Origin of the sequence: Candidatus Odyssella thessalonicensis L13, assembly GCF_000190415.1 — a bacterium.
Lineage (GTDB): Bacteria > Pseudomonadota > Alphaproteobacteria > Paracaedibacterales > Paracaedibacteraceae > Paracaedibacter > Paracaedibacter thessalonicensis.
Map to the genome: position 1 here is coordinate 216,828 of NZ_AEWF01000002.1, position 16,836 is coordinate 233,663.

Consider the following 16,836-nt stretch of genomic DNA (forward strand, 5'->3'; position numbering starts at 1 on the left):
TCAATAGCTATAAAAAGTAGTTAGAAGATTTAAAGCTAGGCGGTAACACAGAACTTTATTAGGAGAGGACGAATGATGCATAAAAAATTACTGAGCAATTTTAAAAGGCTCTGGGTGGCATGCTGCAGCCTCGTAGTGGCTCAAGCAGCGGAGTTGGAAGGTCTTGACCGTGGCCAACTAGAACGTGCTGTTGGGCAATCGATTATTACCGGCTTCTCAGGAAAAAGCCCTGAGGATGACGGAGTGGAATCGGTTTGTAACTTACTGAAACAAGGATATGTCGGCGGGGTGATTCTGTATGCTTACAATATAGAAAACCCAGAACAGCTTGTCGGCCTAACGGAGAAGCTTAAACAAGCAGATCCACAGGCAATCATTGCGATTGACGAGGAAGGGGGACGGGTAAGCAGGCTGGCTGCTCAAAAAGGGTTTCCTGCACCCATTCCGTCAGCTCTTAAGGTTGCAACCACCGAAGATATCCCTACGGCAAAAGCATCCTACGCTGAATTAGCTAAGATGTTAAAGCGGCATGGCATCAATACTAATCTGGGACCTGTGGTTGACTTGCATGATAGTGACTCCCCGGCCATCGGCAAATTAGAGCGAAGCTTTAGCTCAGACCCGGATATTGTCACCGCTTATGCTGCTGCCTTTATTGAGGCTCATCATGAACACAATCTGTTAACCGCAACAAAGCATGCCCCTGGGCATGGATTTGCCCGATTTGACAGTCACCTCGGTATGACGGATATTACCGATTATGCTAAACCCGAAATGGAACTTAGGCCTTATTATAATCTCATGGAAAAAGGGCTGCTGGATATGGTGATGACAGCGCATGTGGTTAATAAGCATTATGATACTGAGGGGTATCCGGCTACTCTGAGCTCTAAAATAATCCCACCTTTGTTCCGCGACAAGGGCTTCGATGGAGTGATTATCTCTGATGCTTTAGATATGGGTGCCATTACTAAAAATTATAAATCGTTAGAAGATGCAGCGGCGCTCGCTTTCGTGAAAGCCACCTGTGACATGTTGATTCTGTCAAATAATCCTAATGCGACCAAAGACGGAACCTATTCACCCAATGCCAATATTGGGAAAGTTATTACAGAGCTTTTCGCCTTAAAAGGTGAAAGGGATGAAGCTCTGCAAGCACGCCTTAAAGAAAGTCCGCGCCGCATAGCTCAGCTAAAACAACGTCTGCTCTGACTCCTTGAGAAGAAAGTCTGTAAGAGATCACGTGAGGAAAACTAGACTTAATGTAATCTATACAGGGATCTTATGGTTTTGTTAATTGAGTTACGTTTTTAAAGTGCTTTATAAAAATATCATAGTGGCAGGTAGGTCCCGGTGTGGGGGCATTTATTTATTGGGAGTCTAATTTTCTATGCTAACTTATAAAAAATAAGCTGGCATATTTTAGAGGAAGCTAATATTATGCCCCTCAAAAAAGAATAAAAGGGATAAATGAGAAATATAAAAATTTACTTTGTGTTTTTGTGCGCATCTTTGGCAATGAATGGCTTCGCGATGGAGGTTGACGGGGATAAGCGACAGGGGGATCCATCGCATCATCTGTGCCAAGATCATGCTGACTTATCTCTCAATAGCTTGCTTGCCTTACCCTCTGAAGTCATAGCTAATATTTTCTTTTTTGTGCCATTGAAAGATCTTATAAAGGTTGGCCAAGTTTGCAAGCTTTTCCATGACATCTCCCATGCGGAATACATGATTGTTTGCCATCTGCAGAAAACGTTAGAACAAGCTGATCCTAAGGGCGTTAAGGCTCAAAGATTAACTATTGATACAGAAACATATTTCCAGGAGCAGCGTCTCACAGGTGAGGATCTAAGGTGGCACTTTGCTAGGTGGGGGGATGATGCACCATTAGCCTCGCACCAGGAATATGTAAGCATTTTATACGGAGAAATATTGCTGCATACACGCTTTCTTATGCATATAGATGCTCCTTCAATATATAAGAGCAAAATTCTCTCCCTTCTTACTGTAGATGCTCACTCTACTGACTCACAATGCTTTAAGGATCTTGCCTCTATCGAGACAGAGATCGAAGAGCTATTCGCGCCAAGAACCATAGAATTAATGCATGGTCTTATGGTGATGAGTGGAAAGGATAAGGAGGTTTTATCTGATGTCAAAATTTGGCCCTATACAACTGAGCTTATGCACAGCGTACAATCACAGCTGCCGCGTTTATCAGGGGATGAGCTAAAGCGTAAGATAAGAGATCTCTCTCAGTCTGTCGTCAATCTACAGCGAACTGTTGAAGAAAAGATCTACGCTCAAAAAATGGCTTCAGGTGGAAGACCTCCTTCTCCTCCAAAGATTAAGCATATCTATAAGCCAGTTAAAATAAAATTAGGCCTAATCAACTCTCACAATAATAAGATACCCTTTTCTATGTTAGAAAGCTTATCCCCAAGAGAGAATCTTTTAGAGACAAAGATGCGCTCCATAGTCAAGGAGATATCTTATGATTCCTTCTTGTCTCTCAGGACTCCCAGAGAGCAACAAACAATATCCTATCATGCTTTACCTAGCATTGAGCACCCCTTGCCCCACTCAACGCAAGCTTCGAATATCACTCGCTTACTGAGTTCCCTTTCTACATCAAATTTTCAGCTTCCCTCTTTTACATGCTTGGACTTCCTCGAATCGCTCACTCTTGAGGAGGAGATTTGGGACTGGTCACATTTTTTTAAGGAAGAGGATGAAGAAGACAATTAATTATAAGGCAGAGCGAGAAATGGTGGCTCTGGCCGCCATTGGTCAGTCATGCAAAGCCTTATAAACCAAAGATTATTCTAACTCAAACTTAATCAGTAAGACGTGGACAGAGGATTGATCAGAGGCAGAGAATTGCCAGGTCTGCACCTGATCTTGGGCTGCTTTCTCCAAAATAGGATGGGCTTTGGGTTCTAAAGATTTTAAGCTAATGACTTTACCTTGGGGCGATAGGGTAATCTCTAAAGTAACTGTGCCCTCAATTCCTAATAAACGAGCCTCTTCAGGGTAGTCGGGTTTTCGGTTGCACAAGCTTGTTAAAGCCCGATTATTCCGTTCGGGATTGCTGGATCTTCCTGAAAGCACAGGAACTGAACGAGAGGCAGGCGTGGAGGGGTGGTCTAGAGCGGGTGAAATGCTCGGTTTTTTGCTTTTTGCTAGAGATATAGCGGGGGAAGCAATTTTCTCTTGCTGTACGGTAATTTCTGCAGGAATTGTGGGTGCTTCAGCCCATAAAACCTCGACAGCTGCGAGGGGGGCTTGGCCCCCGCCTGAATGACGAGCGCCCTCAAAGTCATAGAGAATAAAAATGGCCGTAGGCAGGGCATGGACCATTCCTGAGGCGATAACTGAGCCCCAAAGCAAATGCTGTTTAGCCAATCTTCTTCTCCATACCCATAAATACGCTTAGGCCTGCTTTACGGTAACCCACCGGTTCTTGGATGCGACGGTTGCATAGGTTCTCAATCCGTCCAAAAACAGAGCAAGAATTTGAAGAGGCTTTCTGAACCTTAAAATTGACAAGTGGATAAGGCTTAGCTGTTAGGCGCTGCCCCGTTATTGGATCAATATCAAGGCGCCGTCCAATATAGCTAACCTCAACAGTCCATAACCATTGTTCGTGCGCATAATGCAGCCGGCCTGAGACTTTGGCGATCGGTCGTCTTAGCAAACGTTGCCCGGTGACGAGGTTATAGGCTTTGGTATAGGTGTGGTTAATATCCCCTGACCATCCCTTTTTTCCCAGCCATCTTAAACAGGATTCAAGACCGCTGGTGCGCGCCCGCCCGACATTCGCAACGGATGTCCAGTCAGGCGTGCTCTCAATAAGACCTTTGAGGTGATTAATAAAATAGGTCTCTTCCCATAACAATTGATCACTTAAAGTGTGTTCAAAGCCGGCTTCCCATTGGTGGGCAGTTTCGGGTTTAAGGTGAGGATTGCCATTAAAGTAAGGAGTTTGGGCATACAGTTGGTATAAGGTTGGCGTCTTAAAGCTAGTGGCGTGGCTTGCTAGGACCTTTGTTTTCTTGAAAGGCGTCAGGGTTAATCCTTGGCGATGGGTGGTGCTGTGTTGAAAGCCAGAGGTTTTATCATGGCGGACACTTAAATCTAAAGCAATTCTCTCTCCCTTTCTTTGCCAAAGAGCGCCGATGGCTTGGGAGAGTTGGCGAAAAGAGGCAGCCCCTTTGAAATCAATGTGTTTAGCTGAATCTTTGCTTAATTCGGTCGTAAGCATGACTGAATCGTGCTTGTTAAAGTCAAAGGTTTGGCGCCAATCTGCTTGTTGGCGCTGGCCGTAGAATCTGGTAGCCGTTGGTTCATGGCGATCATTATGTTGCTGGGTAGTGAAGTAGCCTATTCCTACTTGATGTTGCCAAGTGTCTGTTGCTTTTATGGTAACAAGCGCTCGTTGTAGTCCTTGCTGGCGGTGCTGCGACAGGGGGCGCTCCATATATTGATACCTCATGCGGCCCGCAGTTAGACGGCTTATAAGGCTGAACTCGATCTGGTCATTGCAAATGTGATCTAGGCGTAGGGCATAACTTGCTTGATGGAAAGGCAGGCGCGGATAGTACCCTCCGGCTTGTCTATATTCAGGAGGAGTTTGGTGAATGCCTTGAGAGGTAAGGCCGGAGACGCCCAGATAAAGTCCAGTGTTATTAAAGGCGCCGGCAAGGTGGCCTGAACCGCTGGCCGTTTTATGGCTGCCAACTTCGAGGCGCAGCCCTTCTATAAAGGTTCCAGTCCCCTTGGGTGTTTGAAGTAAAACCACACCTCCCACGGCATCGGAACCGTAAAGGCTGCTGTAGCCGCCGCGACAAACTTCAATAAGACTTAAGTTTTGCGTCGTGAGAAGGCCAATATCAGCTGTGCCATTCACGGCTTCAGGCGAGTTAATCCGCATGCCGTCTTGCCTTAGGTGCAAGTGATTGGAATTGGTTCCGCGAACAAAAATGGAACTTTGTTGTCCCGGACCGCCCGCTTGAACAACGGCGTAGCCTGGGGTCACATTCAACACGTCGACGACTTGGCTATATTGGTTTCTTTTTAATTGTTCGCCTGAAAACCTTATGGTTTTCATGGAGGGGGGAACGTTAACAAAGGCTTGACGTTTGGCCGTAACAATAATCGGCGTTGATGCTGCTGCTTCAACGAATGAAGTTAACACTAAAAGTAATAGTATTTTATGGACCAAAAAGCTCTCCGTTCGCGGTAAGTTTATCCTTACCACAACCGGAATCGGCTCTCCTGGATACACTCGCCCATGAAAACGTGGTAATAGCTTAGTCGGTCTCCTGACTTCATGCGTCTACACCTTTTTCTGCCTTCCCAGAATATCCAGTGGCTTATTAGCTTGGCTCACTTAAAATTAGGCTTTAAGCAAGTAAACCTTCGAAATTGGCTCTGCATTTACAGTTGCGAGGACAGTCGCAGATTTGCACTGCGTTCCCTTATTACCTTACCGGTAAACTAAGCGTAGACACACTATGCCTAAGGCTATAATTTCTGTCAATCAGCTATTTTTCATAGCACTGAAATGCCAAGGTAGTAAGGATGCTTTATTCAGCTGGAAAGCTGCACAAAGAAGTAAATTAAACAAAAAAATTATTTAAATTTTTAGATAAATTTTTATGTTACGCTTAATTATGAGGTGCTGTTACAGGCTTTAAGCGCTGTTGCAGTAAGTGCAGCAATCAAGATAAGAGAGGGCGTCATGGTGGAAAAAATCTTAAAAACAAGTCTTTTAACACTCTTGCTTAATGTATCGCTTATCGGGGCGCAAGCGGGAGATAACACTCCTATCAATTTTGACCAAGAATTGCCGGAGGCCACTTTAGCTGCTGCAGATTTAGTCATTATTGATGAGAATAAGGATAAAGGATATGGTCTGGCACTACTGTTTTTTTCTTCAGAGGATCTTGCCCCTGATGACTCTTTACGTGGGCTGGCGGTTCCTCCTCAAGATACCCCCTCGCCAGTGGTAGAGGAAGCCCCAGCGGCCCCTTATAAATCAGTCATGTTTGCGAGTCAGATCTATAATCAATTAATCCAATATACAATTGGCCAAGATAAGGCTATGCGATCTTTGGCCTCATTTATTCATGATCATTTGATAAATCTGAAGTTATGCGATTTGAGTGATGCCGATCCGCACGAGCCAGGCTTTGCTGATCTAATTCTGGAAAAACCTAATATGTTAATGATGGGACCTACCGGCTGTGGTAAAACCTCCAGCTTAATGAGGTTGTCAAAGATACTCGATATTCCTGTTGTCGTCGGTAACGCTACTGAATGGACTTCTCAAGGTTATGTGGGAGGGAAATGGCAAGATATCTTTAGTAAGCTATTTTTTAAAGCCAGAGCCATTTTGCAAGCAAAGGGTATTAAACCAACAATGCCAGCGCTACAAGAGTTAGTTGAGCGCAGTATTGTGTTTATTGATGAAATTGATAAATTGTGCACCGGCGGGGAACTGGACGTAATTGATCGCGTTCAGCAAGAATTACTCCCGGTGATTCAAGGGACAGTTTTAGAATTAGAAGAGGGGACGATCGATACCACCAATATTTTGTTTGTTGGAGGCGGCGCCTTCCCAGGTTTGATTCCCGCCACCAACGATAAAACTCATTCGAAGCGGATAACGCCTCACATGCTTGAAAAGTATGGACTGCTTCCAGAGTTGGCGGGCAGGCTCTGCAATATCATCCAATTTTCTCCTTTAGATAAAGAGGATCTTAAGAAGATTATTCTGCATTCAAAAGCCTCTATGCTGTCGCAGTATATTCGCAAATACAAATTAGCCTATAATATTGACCTAGTTTTTGAAGAGGGGGCTATCGACTACATAGCAGAGGCCGCTGCTCAACTGAAAACAGGGGCTCGCGCCATTCATGCAATGCTTTTTACCTTAATGGAAGAGAAAACCTTCAACCTGCAGCAATTTCTGGAGGAATTTGAAGCCAACGAAGCTAATTCTGATGATTTAGCTGCTGGAATCTCTAAGCCGCGACGGATGTGCATCACGCAAGCGGAAGCAATGGCGGCTTTACAAGAGTTTGTAGCTGATCCGAGTGATAACAAGAGTCACCATCTCTCGATGTATAGTTAGCCTAATGAGCAGAGAAGGTTTATCTATCATTGGTAAACTTTTCTCCCTTGCTCATACAATTCTGAAGAGTTAAAAGGATCCGCGCTTAAGAGGTAAAACATACCTTTTATTTCATCAGTTGCCGTATAAGTGGCCTTTAAATTTTAATAAATAAAAATTTAGAACCTTTTTACTAAAATTTTAACTATATAACCCTCTCAATTTCAGGAATGATAAAAGTATGACTTCTTTCTGATCCATGGTTGCTCGAGGAGCTCATTCAGAAATTAGCGAATTTTATGAGGAGGGATTATGATTAAATGCAACACGGTAAAATATGTTCTTTCAATTGCATCATCGTTTCTAATATTGGGAGCTGCAGAAGCCACCGACATAAACGATAAGTATAATGATGGGTATTCCACACCACCGCGGCAGCATGTTCATAACACAAGTGTTGATGAGGATAAACGGCGCACCGATATCGATCAAAGGCTAACCTCACCTCGCCAGGGTCAATCTAAAAGGAAAAGGATAAGCAAGTCTACTGAGGAGGTGCCGCCCCTTAAGAAAATTAAGGGTCTGGATTTATCTGGCGTTCCTTTTCCCCCTGAAATCTATGAACACTTAATCCAATATACCATTGGCCAAGAAGGAGCGATGCGCTCGCTGGCAAGCTTTATTCATCGCCATTTAGTCAATAATAGATGGCGCAAGGCCAAGCCTGAAACTTATAAATCCCATACTAAAGCGAATGTTCTTATGATAGGATCGACAGGATGTGGCAAGACCTCTACCTTAAAGGTTCTTGCAGATTATTTAAAAATCCCTTTTGTGGTTGGAAATGCTACTGAATGGACGGCTCAGGGCTATGTCGGGGATAAATGGCAAGGAATTTTTGATAAGCTATATGCTCAGGCTAGTATCTTTTTGTCACAAAATGGCAGTGCGCCTTCCGATTCGGATATATTGTTAGCTGCTGAACAGGGGATTGTTTTTATTGATGAAATTGATAAATTATGCACTAAATCTCTAAGCACTAAAGGTCAAAATTTAAGTGTTATTGAACGCGTGCAACAAGAATTACTTCCGGTAGTTCAAGGGACAACTGTTCGTCTTGAGAATAAGAAGAACCTTGATACGACAAATATTTTATTTATTGCCGGAGGTGCTTTTCCCGGGCTACTATCCAAAAAAAATGGAGAAAAGATAAGCCTTCAACCTCTCACCACAATGACATTAGAAGATTATGGGATGATTCCGGAATTGGCCGGGCGCCTTGGAAATATAGTGCAGTTTTCCGATCTGTCAAAAGATGACTTGAAACGCATCCTGATAGAATCCAAAACTTCAGCGCTTATGGAAGAGATAGATAAGCATCGTTTTCTTTATGATATTGAACTTACGATAGCCGATGACGCTCTTGACTATATTGCCACGATAGCTGCCCTACATGGTAGTGGTGCCCGGGCGCTAAATACGATGCTCTCTAAGGTTTTAGAAGGTTTTACGTTCAATATAAAGGATTATATGGGGCACTCTCTGATTATTGAGAAAGAGATAGCTGTTACTGCTTTAAAAGATCAGGAACATAAAAAGGAGCCAGAAGACATAAGCCACTTGTTCATGTATACATAGGGCCTCTGAGAAAGCCTAGCATGGGGTGAAGATATTTCACCGCAATCTAGACAACCCCGCTAAGGTCTAACGCGAGAGAGACCTTAGCCATAGATTTGGGAAGTGTCCTACAGTATTTTACTTGAAGACATTTCCATAGCTAAGCAATTTGATCAAAAGAGTGTCGATCCTTCCTTAAGATCTCTGTTATTTATTTTATCCCTTTCTAACACGTGCCTATTTTCGCCATTTCTTGTACACTTAAGCAAAACTTAATCAAAGAAGAAATCATGCGATCATATGATGTCATTGTTATTGGGGGCGGTGCTGCGGGGTTAATGGCGGCTCTTCAAGCGGGGCGCCGCGGCCGCAAAGTCCTCCTAATTGAGCATACCGCTAAAATTGGTGAAAAAATTCGAATTTCCGGCGGCGGGCGCTGCAACTTTACCAATCTGGGGGCAAGTCCAGCGAATTACCTGTGCACTAATCCTCACTTTGTTAAATCGGCTTTATCTGGCTTTACGCAGCATGATTTTATTTGCATGGTTGAAAACCATGGCATTCAGTATCATGAAAAAACCTTAGGTCAGCTTTTTTGCGATGGCTCTTCAAAACAGATCATCCACATGTTATTGGCAGAGTGTCAGCAAGCAGCCGTGGAGATTTTACTTTCTTGTCGGGTTAATGATATCAGCAAGAGTGATCATTTTTCCGTAATCTCTGATATGGGAACATTTAAGGCCACGTCCGTCATTATTGCCAGCGGCGGCTTATCCATACCACAGATCGGGGCCAGTGATTTTGGTTATCATTTGGCTCAAAAGTTTGGCGTAGCAATTGTTGCGCCTCAGCCAGCTTTAGTGCCATTAACAGTAAGTGCTGAAGATTTACAGTCCTTTCGCAGTCTGAGTGGCATTTCTAATTACTCGCTGGTAAGTTATGGCAAAGCTAAATTCGCAGAAAACATTTTATTTACCCACCGCGGCTTAAGTGGACCGGCGATTTTGCAAATCTCCTCCTATCTGCCATCATTTGCGGGCCAACAAATCCATATCAATTTATTGCCATCCTTGAATATGGCAGAGCTCTTAATGGAGAACAAGAATTCTAAAAAGACCCTGTGTAATTTCTTAAAACAATATCTAAGCGATCGATTGGTCGATTTTATGGTTGATGACCCCCTGTGGCATCAACCCTTGACTGAGGTTAAAAAAGTAAGCTTGTTGGCCGTGGCACAGCGGCTGCATCATTTCCCGGTTATGATCCAGGGAAGTGAAGGATATCAAAAGGCTGAAGTAACCATAGGAGGAGTGGATACCAATGCTTTATCTTCTAAAACCCTAATGGTTAAGAGTGTTCCGGGTTTGTTTTTTGTCGGAGAGGTTGTCGACGTTACCGGTTGGCTGGGTGGTTATAACTTTCAATGGGCCTGGTCATCGGGCTATGCTGCAGGCCAGGCTTGTTAGCTTTAAAGGTGAAAAGACTAAAGGAGCCAAGCTACAAGCGTATGGGCATTGTCCTGTATGAATAAAGGGGTGAGTAATGGGGGGCGATTCAACTGCAGTTTGATTGCCTGCTAAAATTCTTACTCCAAGCAAAAAATATTAGAAAGTTCTTGCAATCCCCTAAAAAAATCTGTAATTAATAAAGATATCTGTTTTGGGTCCATAGCTCAGTTGGTAGAGCACCTGACTTTTAATCAGGGTGTCGAAGGTTCGAATCCTTCTGGACCCACCATTCTCCCGCTTAAAAAATCTTAAACCTTGTGTAATTGAGAAACTTTAGCTAAATTTTAGTAAAGTCTTCAAAAGCTGCCTGTCTTCATGGTAAACAATAAAAATCTCATTGTGCTGTTTTGTACCTTTATACTTACCGCCTGTACGGAGATGCGGTTCGCTGATTCCCCTCATCCTTACGCGCCTCAGCTTCCTGACCATCAGAATATCAATATTGCCTTTGTCTTGGGCGGTGGGGGTGCTAAAGGGATTGCCCATGTCGGCGTGATGGAGGAATTAATAAAGCAAGGCATCAAGCCAGATTTAATTATCGGCTGCAGTGCGGGTGCTATTGTCGGGGCGTTATATGCCGACTCCCAAGATATTGAGAAAGTAAAGCAGCTGCTTTTGCCTCAGATGCGTGAAGACTTAGTGAATATATCTTTAAATTTCTTACCCTTTGGAATTAGTGATGGTTATGGCTTGCAAAGCTTTCTTAAGAGCAATTTAAAATCACGTTACTTTGAGCAACTTAAAATTCCCTTTGTCGCTGTGGCAACAAACTTACAGTTTGGGGATATGACAGCCTTGGGCAAAGGCGAACTAATTCCAGCGATTCGGGCTTCAGCTGCTTTTCCGGGAATTTTTACGCCCGTTGCTATTGAAGGTCAATTCTTTGTGGATGGGGGAGTGGCCAATAATGTTCCGGCAGAGGTGGCGCGACGGATGGGTGCTAAGTTTATTGTTGTCATCGAATTAGATGCGGGCTTACCAGAAACGGCACCAAGCAATGCCTTAGGGATCTTAAGGCGCTGCCTGCAAATAAGCCTGCGCCATCAATCACGCTTGGCTTTAGTAGGGGCCGATTATGTCATTAAGATTGCTCTGCCTGAAGTAGGAACCTTTGATAATGGCTTTAATGAGGTTGTTTACCAACGTGGCCGCGAGGTTGGCCGCCATGAAGCGGCAAAGATCTGGGCGCTTCTGCAAGAAAAGCTGGTACATAATAAGCCTAAGAAGCCCCAAGTGGCTTTATATTCTGCCCCAGTTCCGCATCCTTAAAATACGCTTCATGAGGATAAGTCAGAGCCCGTCCAAACCTATCGGATAAAAGCACCCTGAGTTTCAACTCAACCTTGCTTCTTCTATTCAATAAGGTGAGAAAGGAATATGATTTGTCAAAGACTTAACAAGGGAGAGGGGGCCGTCCCTACACATTATAGGTATCCGAATCATATCGATGGGAAAACGCATCTCTTGGGGGCCGGTCTGCTCCGGGAGGCGAACTATTACAGTTTGCCAAGGCTGTCAAAGCGAAAACTAAGAAACACAATGCAAAGGTAGATCCTGCTCTCATTATAATCTCCTATCATTTTAGCGAGTAAATGGCTTGGCGCTGACTACAGGAGCTACCGTCAGCGCCCAATACCTTACCTGGTTACCAGAGGCCAAGGATCTTCCACCAAACACCACCGGCTCCAAACCAAACCAGTAGATTGACGACACTGATAAGGAAGCCGAGACGCCACCAAGTTCCGATATCAATGTAGCCGGCTCCAAAGAACATGGCTGAAGAGCTGGCCCCATAGTGGGTCATACTTGAAAATAGGCTAGAGCAGAATCCCAAACCCAAGGCGGCTACTAAAGGAGGCGTTCCTGCGGCGATAGCAACTGCTAAGAAGGCCGCATACATAGCGCTAACATGGGAGGTGTTGCTGGCAAAGAAATAATGACTATAGAAATAGATGAGGACTAAAATCCCGAACGCTGACATCCAATCGCGCCCTTCAACGAGGGTACTTACCATCGTCGAGAACCAAGCAACTACACCATAAATTTGTAAATATTTGGCCATTGTTACTAATATTGCGAACCAAATTAGCGTATGCCACGCTTCTTTTTCATTCAAAATATCATCCCAGCTTAAGATCTTGGTGACCAGAAGGAGACATAATCCCAACAGAGCCGTGGTGGCGGCTGAGATGCCATAGGGTTCACCAAAAATCCATAAGCCCAGCATTAAAAGGAAAACACCAGCCATTAGCCATTCTTGGCCGCTCATCTGGCCCATATCACTCAATTTCTTTTGCGCCATAGCAGGAGCGTGATCAAAACGTTTCTGGCTGGGCGGGAAGACAAAATATAAGAATAGTGGGATGAGCAATAAAGATAGTAAGCCCGGGACTGCAGCGGCTACAGCCCAATTGCTCCAAGTAATTTGTACGCCTTGCGTTGCGGCAAAGGATTGACACATTGGATTAGCGGCCATGGCTGTCAAGAACATAGCACTCGTAATCAGGTTGCCATTATAGGCAATCTTATGCAAGTAGGCACCAATTTTCCGGCGCGTAGAATCATGAGGATGGCTATCCAAGGATTCTGAAATTGCCGTAACCACAGGAAACATAATTCCCCCGGCGCGGGCGGCACTGCTTGGAATAAAGGGGGCAATAAACAGCTCGGTGGCAACAATGCTGTATCCCATGCCTAAAGCGCTACGGCCGAACCATTGAACAAATTTATAGGCAATCCGGATACCTAGCTTTGTTTTAATAAAGCCACGGGCAATGAAGAAGACATATAATACCAGCCAGATAATGCTATCCCCATAGCCACTCAAGGCTTCGGGTTGTAGCTTTAGGGTGCCTGTTAATACTGTGGCTGCCATCCCTATCAGAGCTACAGCTCCCATGGGTAAAGGCTTAAAGATCAATCCCGTAATAGTGGCCACAAAGATTGCAAATAAATGCCATCCTTGCGTATCCATGCCACCGGGAGCAGGATAAAAGTACAAGCTTATTCCTACTATAATAGGAACAAGAAAGCTAAAAATTGAATTCATATAAAGTTTCCTTTAATCAAATTATGCATTACCGTTATCAGAATTTAAGTCTTTCGGCTAGGGGGAAAATATAAAACGTGTACTTAGGAGGAACGGTATTTTCACCTCTTTTAACAAAGATCTTGCCTCTATTAATGGCAAGGCCTACTAGCGACTTGGCCGATAAACTGTTTGGTTTTGTTATCTCTGTAATATTTATAGGCCTCGGGTGCACCATAGAGCAATCCATTAATATATATACCTATTTGTTTGTTCTGTCGAATGCCCATCCATAATTATGAGGAAAAACTTATCTGAATAAAGAAAAACTACGACGACACTTAGCAAGAATATCTGTGAGAAGTCTCCTCCTGGCCGCCGTGGTGAGGGTAAGAGGAGCGCCATTCGAAAGCCAATCTTCCAAAAAAAGAAAAGCATCGATTATCTTTATCGTTCTGAGTAATTAGAATAAAAAGAGGGAAGTTTGAGAAAAGGGAAATTTATTAAGCATAAATTTAGATTTAAGTTGAATATTTAAGAGTCTTGAAAATATTGCTAGGCTAGATAAAGGATTATTTAGGATCATATTTTATGGTGGCTCAAATTTGCTCGCCTCGTTTGTATAAGCTGATACCTTTTATTTGTGGATCATTCTTGACCATTTCTTGGGGGAATTCGGTTGGAGCAATAGAAGCTCCTTGGCACGGATCCGCAGAGCAAGGGCAGCAGAAAGAGAGAGAGGAGATATCCCTCCAGAAAATGGCAACTTTAGCCGTAATATCTGAAGAAAAAGTATCCCATTTAACTGTGTCTTCTCCTGCAAAAGTGGATGACTGGGTTCAGCTGCTCTTACCCCATCCTAACAGCTTACCTGAGATGTTAAAGCTGCGTCACTTTATTAAAGCTATTCCTTTAGCGAAAAGAACGGATGTGTTAACCAGAGCCTATACTTTATGTAAGCAGAAAAATATAAAAGCTCACCTTGACAGGCTGCTTAAAGCAATTTATGAAACTGCCTCCTTCGATCGTGATCAAATTTTAAGCTATGCTCAAGCACTCATTGGTGAAGGGGCAGCTGGCCAGGACTGTGAAGAAATTATAAATATGGTTAGAAAAACTTCTGTTGCTGATCGTCCTGCTGTTATTGCCAGCCTTGGCCCCTTACTGAGGGAAAATATCAGTCTAAAAATGTTTCTTGAGCCGCTAGTACAAACGATTGCAGTCATACCGGAGTCTAGGCGGAGTGATTATATCTCTTATGCAATTGCTTTAAAGCCACATGACCAGGCTAAAGGAATAATCTCTCTGTTAAAAACTTTGCTAAAAATCTCTAAGTTTCACCCCAATGCTGATTTAAGCATGACAGTAAAAAATTTGGACAAGATCGCCCAGGGGAGTACCGGCACTTCCCTTGCTGTTATGGTGTATGTTCTTTCTTGTATGGAGGCTCAGGTTCAAGATTTATTTTGTTCCGTATTAATAGAGAATGGAGAAAAAGGGTGTTGTGATGCTTCATTTGCAATTTACGCTCTCCTTCCTGTTGATTACTTAGGTGCCTTTATAACGCAGTGGCGGACAGCCGTTAGGGAATTAGTATGTCAGGGATCAGTAGCAGATTATTTCTTTTCGCAGATTAATAAAGACGAAACCTTTAGAAATTTGATCTTCGACTATTGGCAAACTCTCCTTTCAACTTCTGAAGGGCACCGTGGGTTCTTAGTCGCAGCATTTATTCATAGTGCTCTAGAGGAGTTAGCGCTCACTCCAGATCATCCAATCACCTTACAAGCCGCAGTACAGCTTAAGCAATCAGAACCAATAGAATGAAAATAGGGTAAATCAATTTAAGGGGAGTTTGTGCCTTTTTAAGAGTTTAGATTGGCAAAAAATCTTGCTGAGTGGTTAGAGATAAGTTAACAGCCCCTTTAGGCTGCAGACCTTGCGATAGTGAGCTCTTAAACTTTCCTCTTCTGACAACGTTTAACTTAACATTAGAAAAAGAGAGTCGCCTAAAGTAATTTGGCGTCTTTCTCCTTTTTCTGATGTTTTTTTAAGATGGATAGTTAAGTGTCCTAGGTGTCCTTTATGTGGATATTTACTAGTTCGAAATGTTAATGCTTAAACCTAGGTAATTCTCTCTTTTTTTATAAAACTGGCCATGACGAGAGTTACCATTGGTATAATTGATTAGGAATTTTAATTTGCGTCCTGCCCATACTGGGTTATCCATTTGAATGCCAGTGGAAACATTAAAGCGAGGGCTGAACTTTGTCTCGCTCCAGAAGAAGCTATTAGCTCCCAGAACAAAGCGGGCCTTATCCCATAAGATCTTCTGCTCAGAGATATAATCGAATCCTATATCGAAGGTTAATGGCTTTACAGAGGAGGGATCTTTGTGAACGAGATAACCAACGCCAATATAAGGGCGGAAAGAGTTAAATTTATAAGCTGTGTACCACTTTAAGGTCTCATAACTTAAATTAATGCGTTTATCTAAGTATCGGGGTTTAGAAATAATATATTCATCTCCAATATGGGAACTTAAATGGGAGAACTGAATAAGATTTTGCCATTTTTTATCATAGACAATAGACAAACCTAGTCCTACAAAGTAGTCAGAGTTAACCAGTCTGGAAGGGGATTTTGTGAAATCCATTAATCCCGTTAGACCTGCTTGAACGCCAATCTCATAAATAAGCTTAGCCGTGCGATAGCGCACCAAGGCTAAATTTTCTCCGAACGCCAGCTCGAAGATATTCTTCCCATAGACATTCTTGAAATGGCGTTGAAAGCCCGCCGTAAATTGTGGCCATTTAGGATCAGCAACAGGGGTATCGTAAATGGCGCCATTGGGAAGAATCTCGATTCTTTCTTTGCTTTTAGACACGCTAACCTTTCGGATAGAGGAGGGCGGTGAAGAATCTGTTAATACATTAGGGTTATTGCTATGAACTTTTATGCTGGCGAAGCGCTCCGATTGACTGAGGCGACTCACTAATTGGTCTTGGGCACTCGGGTCCAATTCGCTGTTCATGATAACTAAAGTCAAATGATTACCATTAATATGATACCTAATTTCCTCTTCAGGTAGTACTTCAGCAATAATAGCATCCACATAGCCGGCTAAATAGGCTTCTGAATAAGCAAAAGTGGAGGTCGCTAAACTGGTATGTATTAGGAGGGAGAACACTGAAATCTTTGTCATTTTTGTAATACGTAAAGCAACCATTATTATTACACCAATCTTTTATAATTATTGAGAACTATAAAACAGAATAGAATTATTGTGTTCCTGGGGCGAGGTTAAACAGAGTCTATTTTTTACGACTGACCGTTTTAAAAGCAAAGATAGAGTTATATAAAAATGATAACTTTCTATATTCTGCAAATATAAAAATATTGTGATCGTCTATTTTTGCGGGCAGCCGTGCAGGAAATACTTTTACTTGTGAATAAACAAAGAAATCAAACTTGTCATGGACCTAGGGTCTGTTGTATTTTCTGTGATAATTACAAAAACTCTAATGATTAGATGCTTTAGAAATAATCGAAATAAGAATAGT

12 protein-coding genes, 1 tRNA gene and 1 riboswitch are annotated in these 16,836 nt (G+C 43.0%); of the genes, 8 read left to right on the plus strand and 5 right to left on the minus strand.

What is annotated here, in order from left to right:
* Positions 1–72: 72 nt before the first annotated feature.
* Both HMO_RS13755 and HMO_RS0104465 read left to right on the plus strand, forming a co-directional pair.
* Entirely contained in the window at positions 73–1,212 is a 1,140-nt protein-coding gene (locus HMO_RS13755; protein WP_010299174.1) for a glycoside hydrolase family 3 N-terminal domain-containing protein, read from the plus strand.
* A 258-nt stretch (positions 1,213–1,470) separates the two neighbouring features.
* Entirely contained in the window at positions 1,471–2,751 is a 1,281-nt protein-coding gene (locus tag HMO_RS0104465; protein WP_010299178.1) for an F-box protein, read from the plus strand.
* Positions 2,752–2,823: 72 nt separating this feature from the next.
* Here the strand turns inward: HMO_RS0104465 and HMO_RS0104475 are convergent, their stop codons facing one another.
* Together HMO_RS0104475 and HMO_RS0104480 are read right to left on the minus strand one after the other, a co-directional pair.
* The gene (locus HMO_RS0104475) at positions 2,824–3,408 is read right to left on the minus strand and encodes an energy transducer TonB (RefSeq protein ID WP_010299181.1); all 585 of its coding nucleotides are present in this window, start codon (positions 3,406–3,408) and stop codon (positions 2,824–2,826) included.
* The gene (locus HMO_RS0104480) at positions 3,401–5,227 is read right to left on the minus strand and encodes a TonB-dependent receptor plug domain-containing protein (RefSeq protein WP_139016828.1); all 1,827 of its coding nucleotides are present in this window, start codon (positions 5,225–5,227) and stop codon (positions 3,401–3,403) included. Before HMO_RS0104480 ends, HMO_RS0104475 begins: the two co-directional genes overlap by 8 nt.
* 73 nt (positions 5,228–5,300) lie before the next feature.
* Positions 5,301–5,522, minus strand: a riboswitch (cobalamin riboswitch).
* Between the two features lie 224 nt (positions 5,523–5,746).
* On the opposite strand from HMO_RS0104480, the gene HMO_RS0104490 reads away from it, so the two are divergent.
* From HMO_RS0104490 to HMO_RS13760, 5 genes are all read left to right on the plus strand, one after another.
* Entirely contained in the window at positions 5,747–7,141 is a 1,395-nt protein-coding gene (locus HMO_RS0104490) for an AAA family ATPase (RefSeq protein ID WP_010299195.1), read from the plus strand.
* Positions 7,142–7,432: 291 nt separating this feature from the next.
* A complete protein-coding gene (locus HMO_RS0104495; RefSeq protein WP_010299199.1) occupies positions 7,433–8,758 on the plus strand; it encodes an AAA family ATPase in 1,326 nt (441 codons plus the stop codon).
* 269 nt (positions 8,759–9,027) lie between these two features.
* Complete coding sequence (locus HMO_RS0104500; RefSeq protein ID WP_010299200.1) at positions 9,028–10,203, plus strand: BaiN/RdsA family NAD(P)/FAD-dependent oxidoreductase; 1,176 nt, start codon at positions 9,028–9,030, stop codon at positions 10,201–10,203.
* 195 nt (positions 10,204–10,398) lie between these two features.
* A tRNA-Lys gene (locus HMO_RS0104505) sits at positions 10,399–10,474 on the plus strand.
* Between the two features lie 86 nt (positions 10,475–10,560).
* Positions 10,561–11,514, plus strand: coding sequence for a patatin-like phospholipase family protein (locus tag HMO_RS13760; RefSeq protein WP_010299203.1), 954 nt, complete (start codon positions 10,561–10,563; stop codon positions 11,512–11,514).
* A 148-nt stretch (positions 11,515–11,662) separates the two neighbouring features.
* Here the strand turns inward: HMO_RS13760 and HMO_RS16985 are convergent, their stop codons facing one another.
* On the minus strand, positions 11,663–11,809 hold the full coding sequence (locus HMO_RS16985) for a hypothetical protein (protein WP_175282088.1): 147 nt from the start codon (positions 11,807–11,809) through the stop codon (positions 11,663–11,665).
* Between the two features lie 81 nt (positions 11,810–11,890).
* A complete protein-coding gene (locus HMO_RS0104515; protein WP_010299206.1) occupies positions 11,891–13,294 on the minus strand; it encodes a DASS family sodium-coupled anion symporter in 1,404 nt (467 codons plus the stop codon).
* A gap of 570 nt (positions 13,295–13,864) precedes the next feature.
* On the opposite strand from HMO_RS0104515, the gene HMO_RS0104525 reads away from it, so the two are divergent.
* Entirely contained in the window at positions 13,865–15,100 is a 1,236-nt protein-coding gene (locus HMO_RS0104525) for a hypothetical protein (protein ID WP_010299212.1), read from the plus strand.
* Between the two features lie 271 nt (positions 15,101–15,371).
* Here HMO_RS0104525 and HMO_RS0104530 read toward each other — a convergent pair whose 3' ends face one another.
* On the minus strand, positions 15,372–16,502 hold the full coding sequence (locus tag HMO_RS0104530) for a DUF1207 domain-containing protein (protein ID WP_010299215.1): 1,131 nt from the start codon (positions 16,500–16,502) through the stop codon (positions 15,372–15,374).
* Positions 16,503–16,836 lie beyond the last annotated feature (334 nt).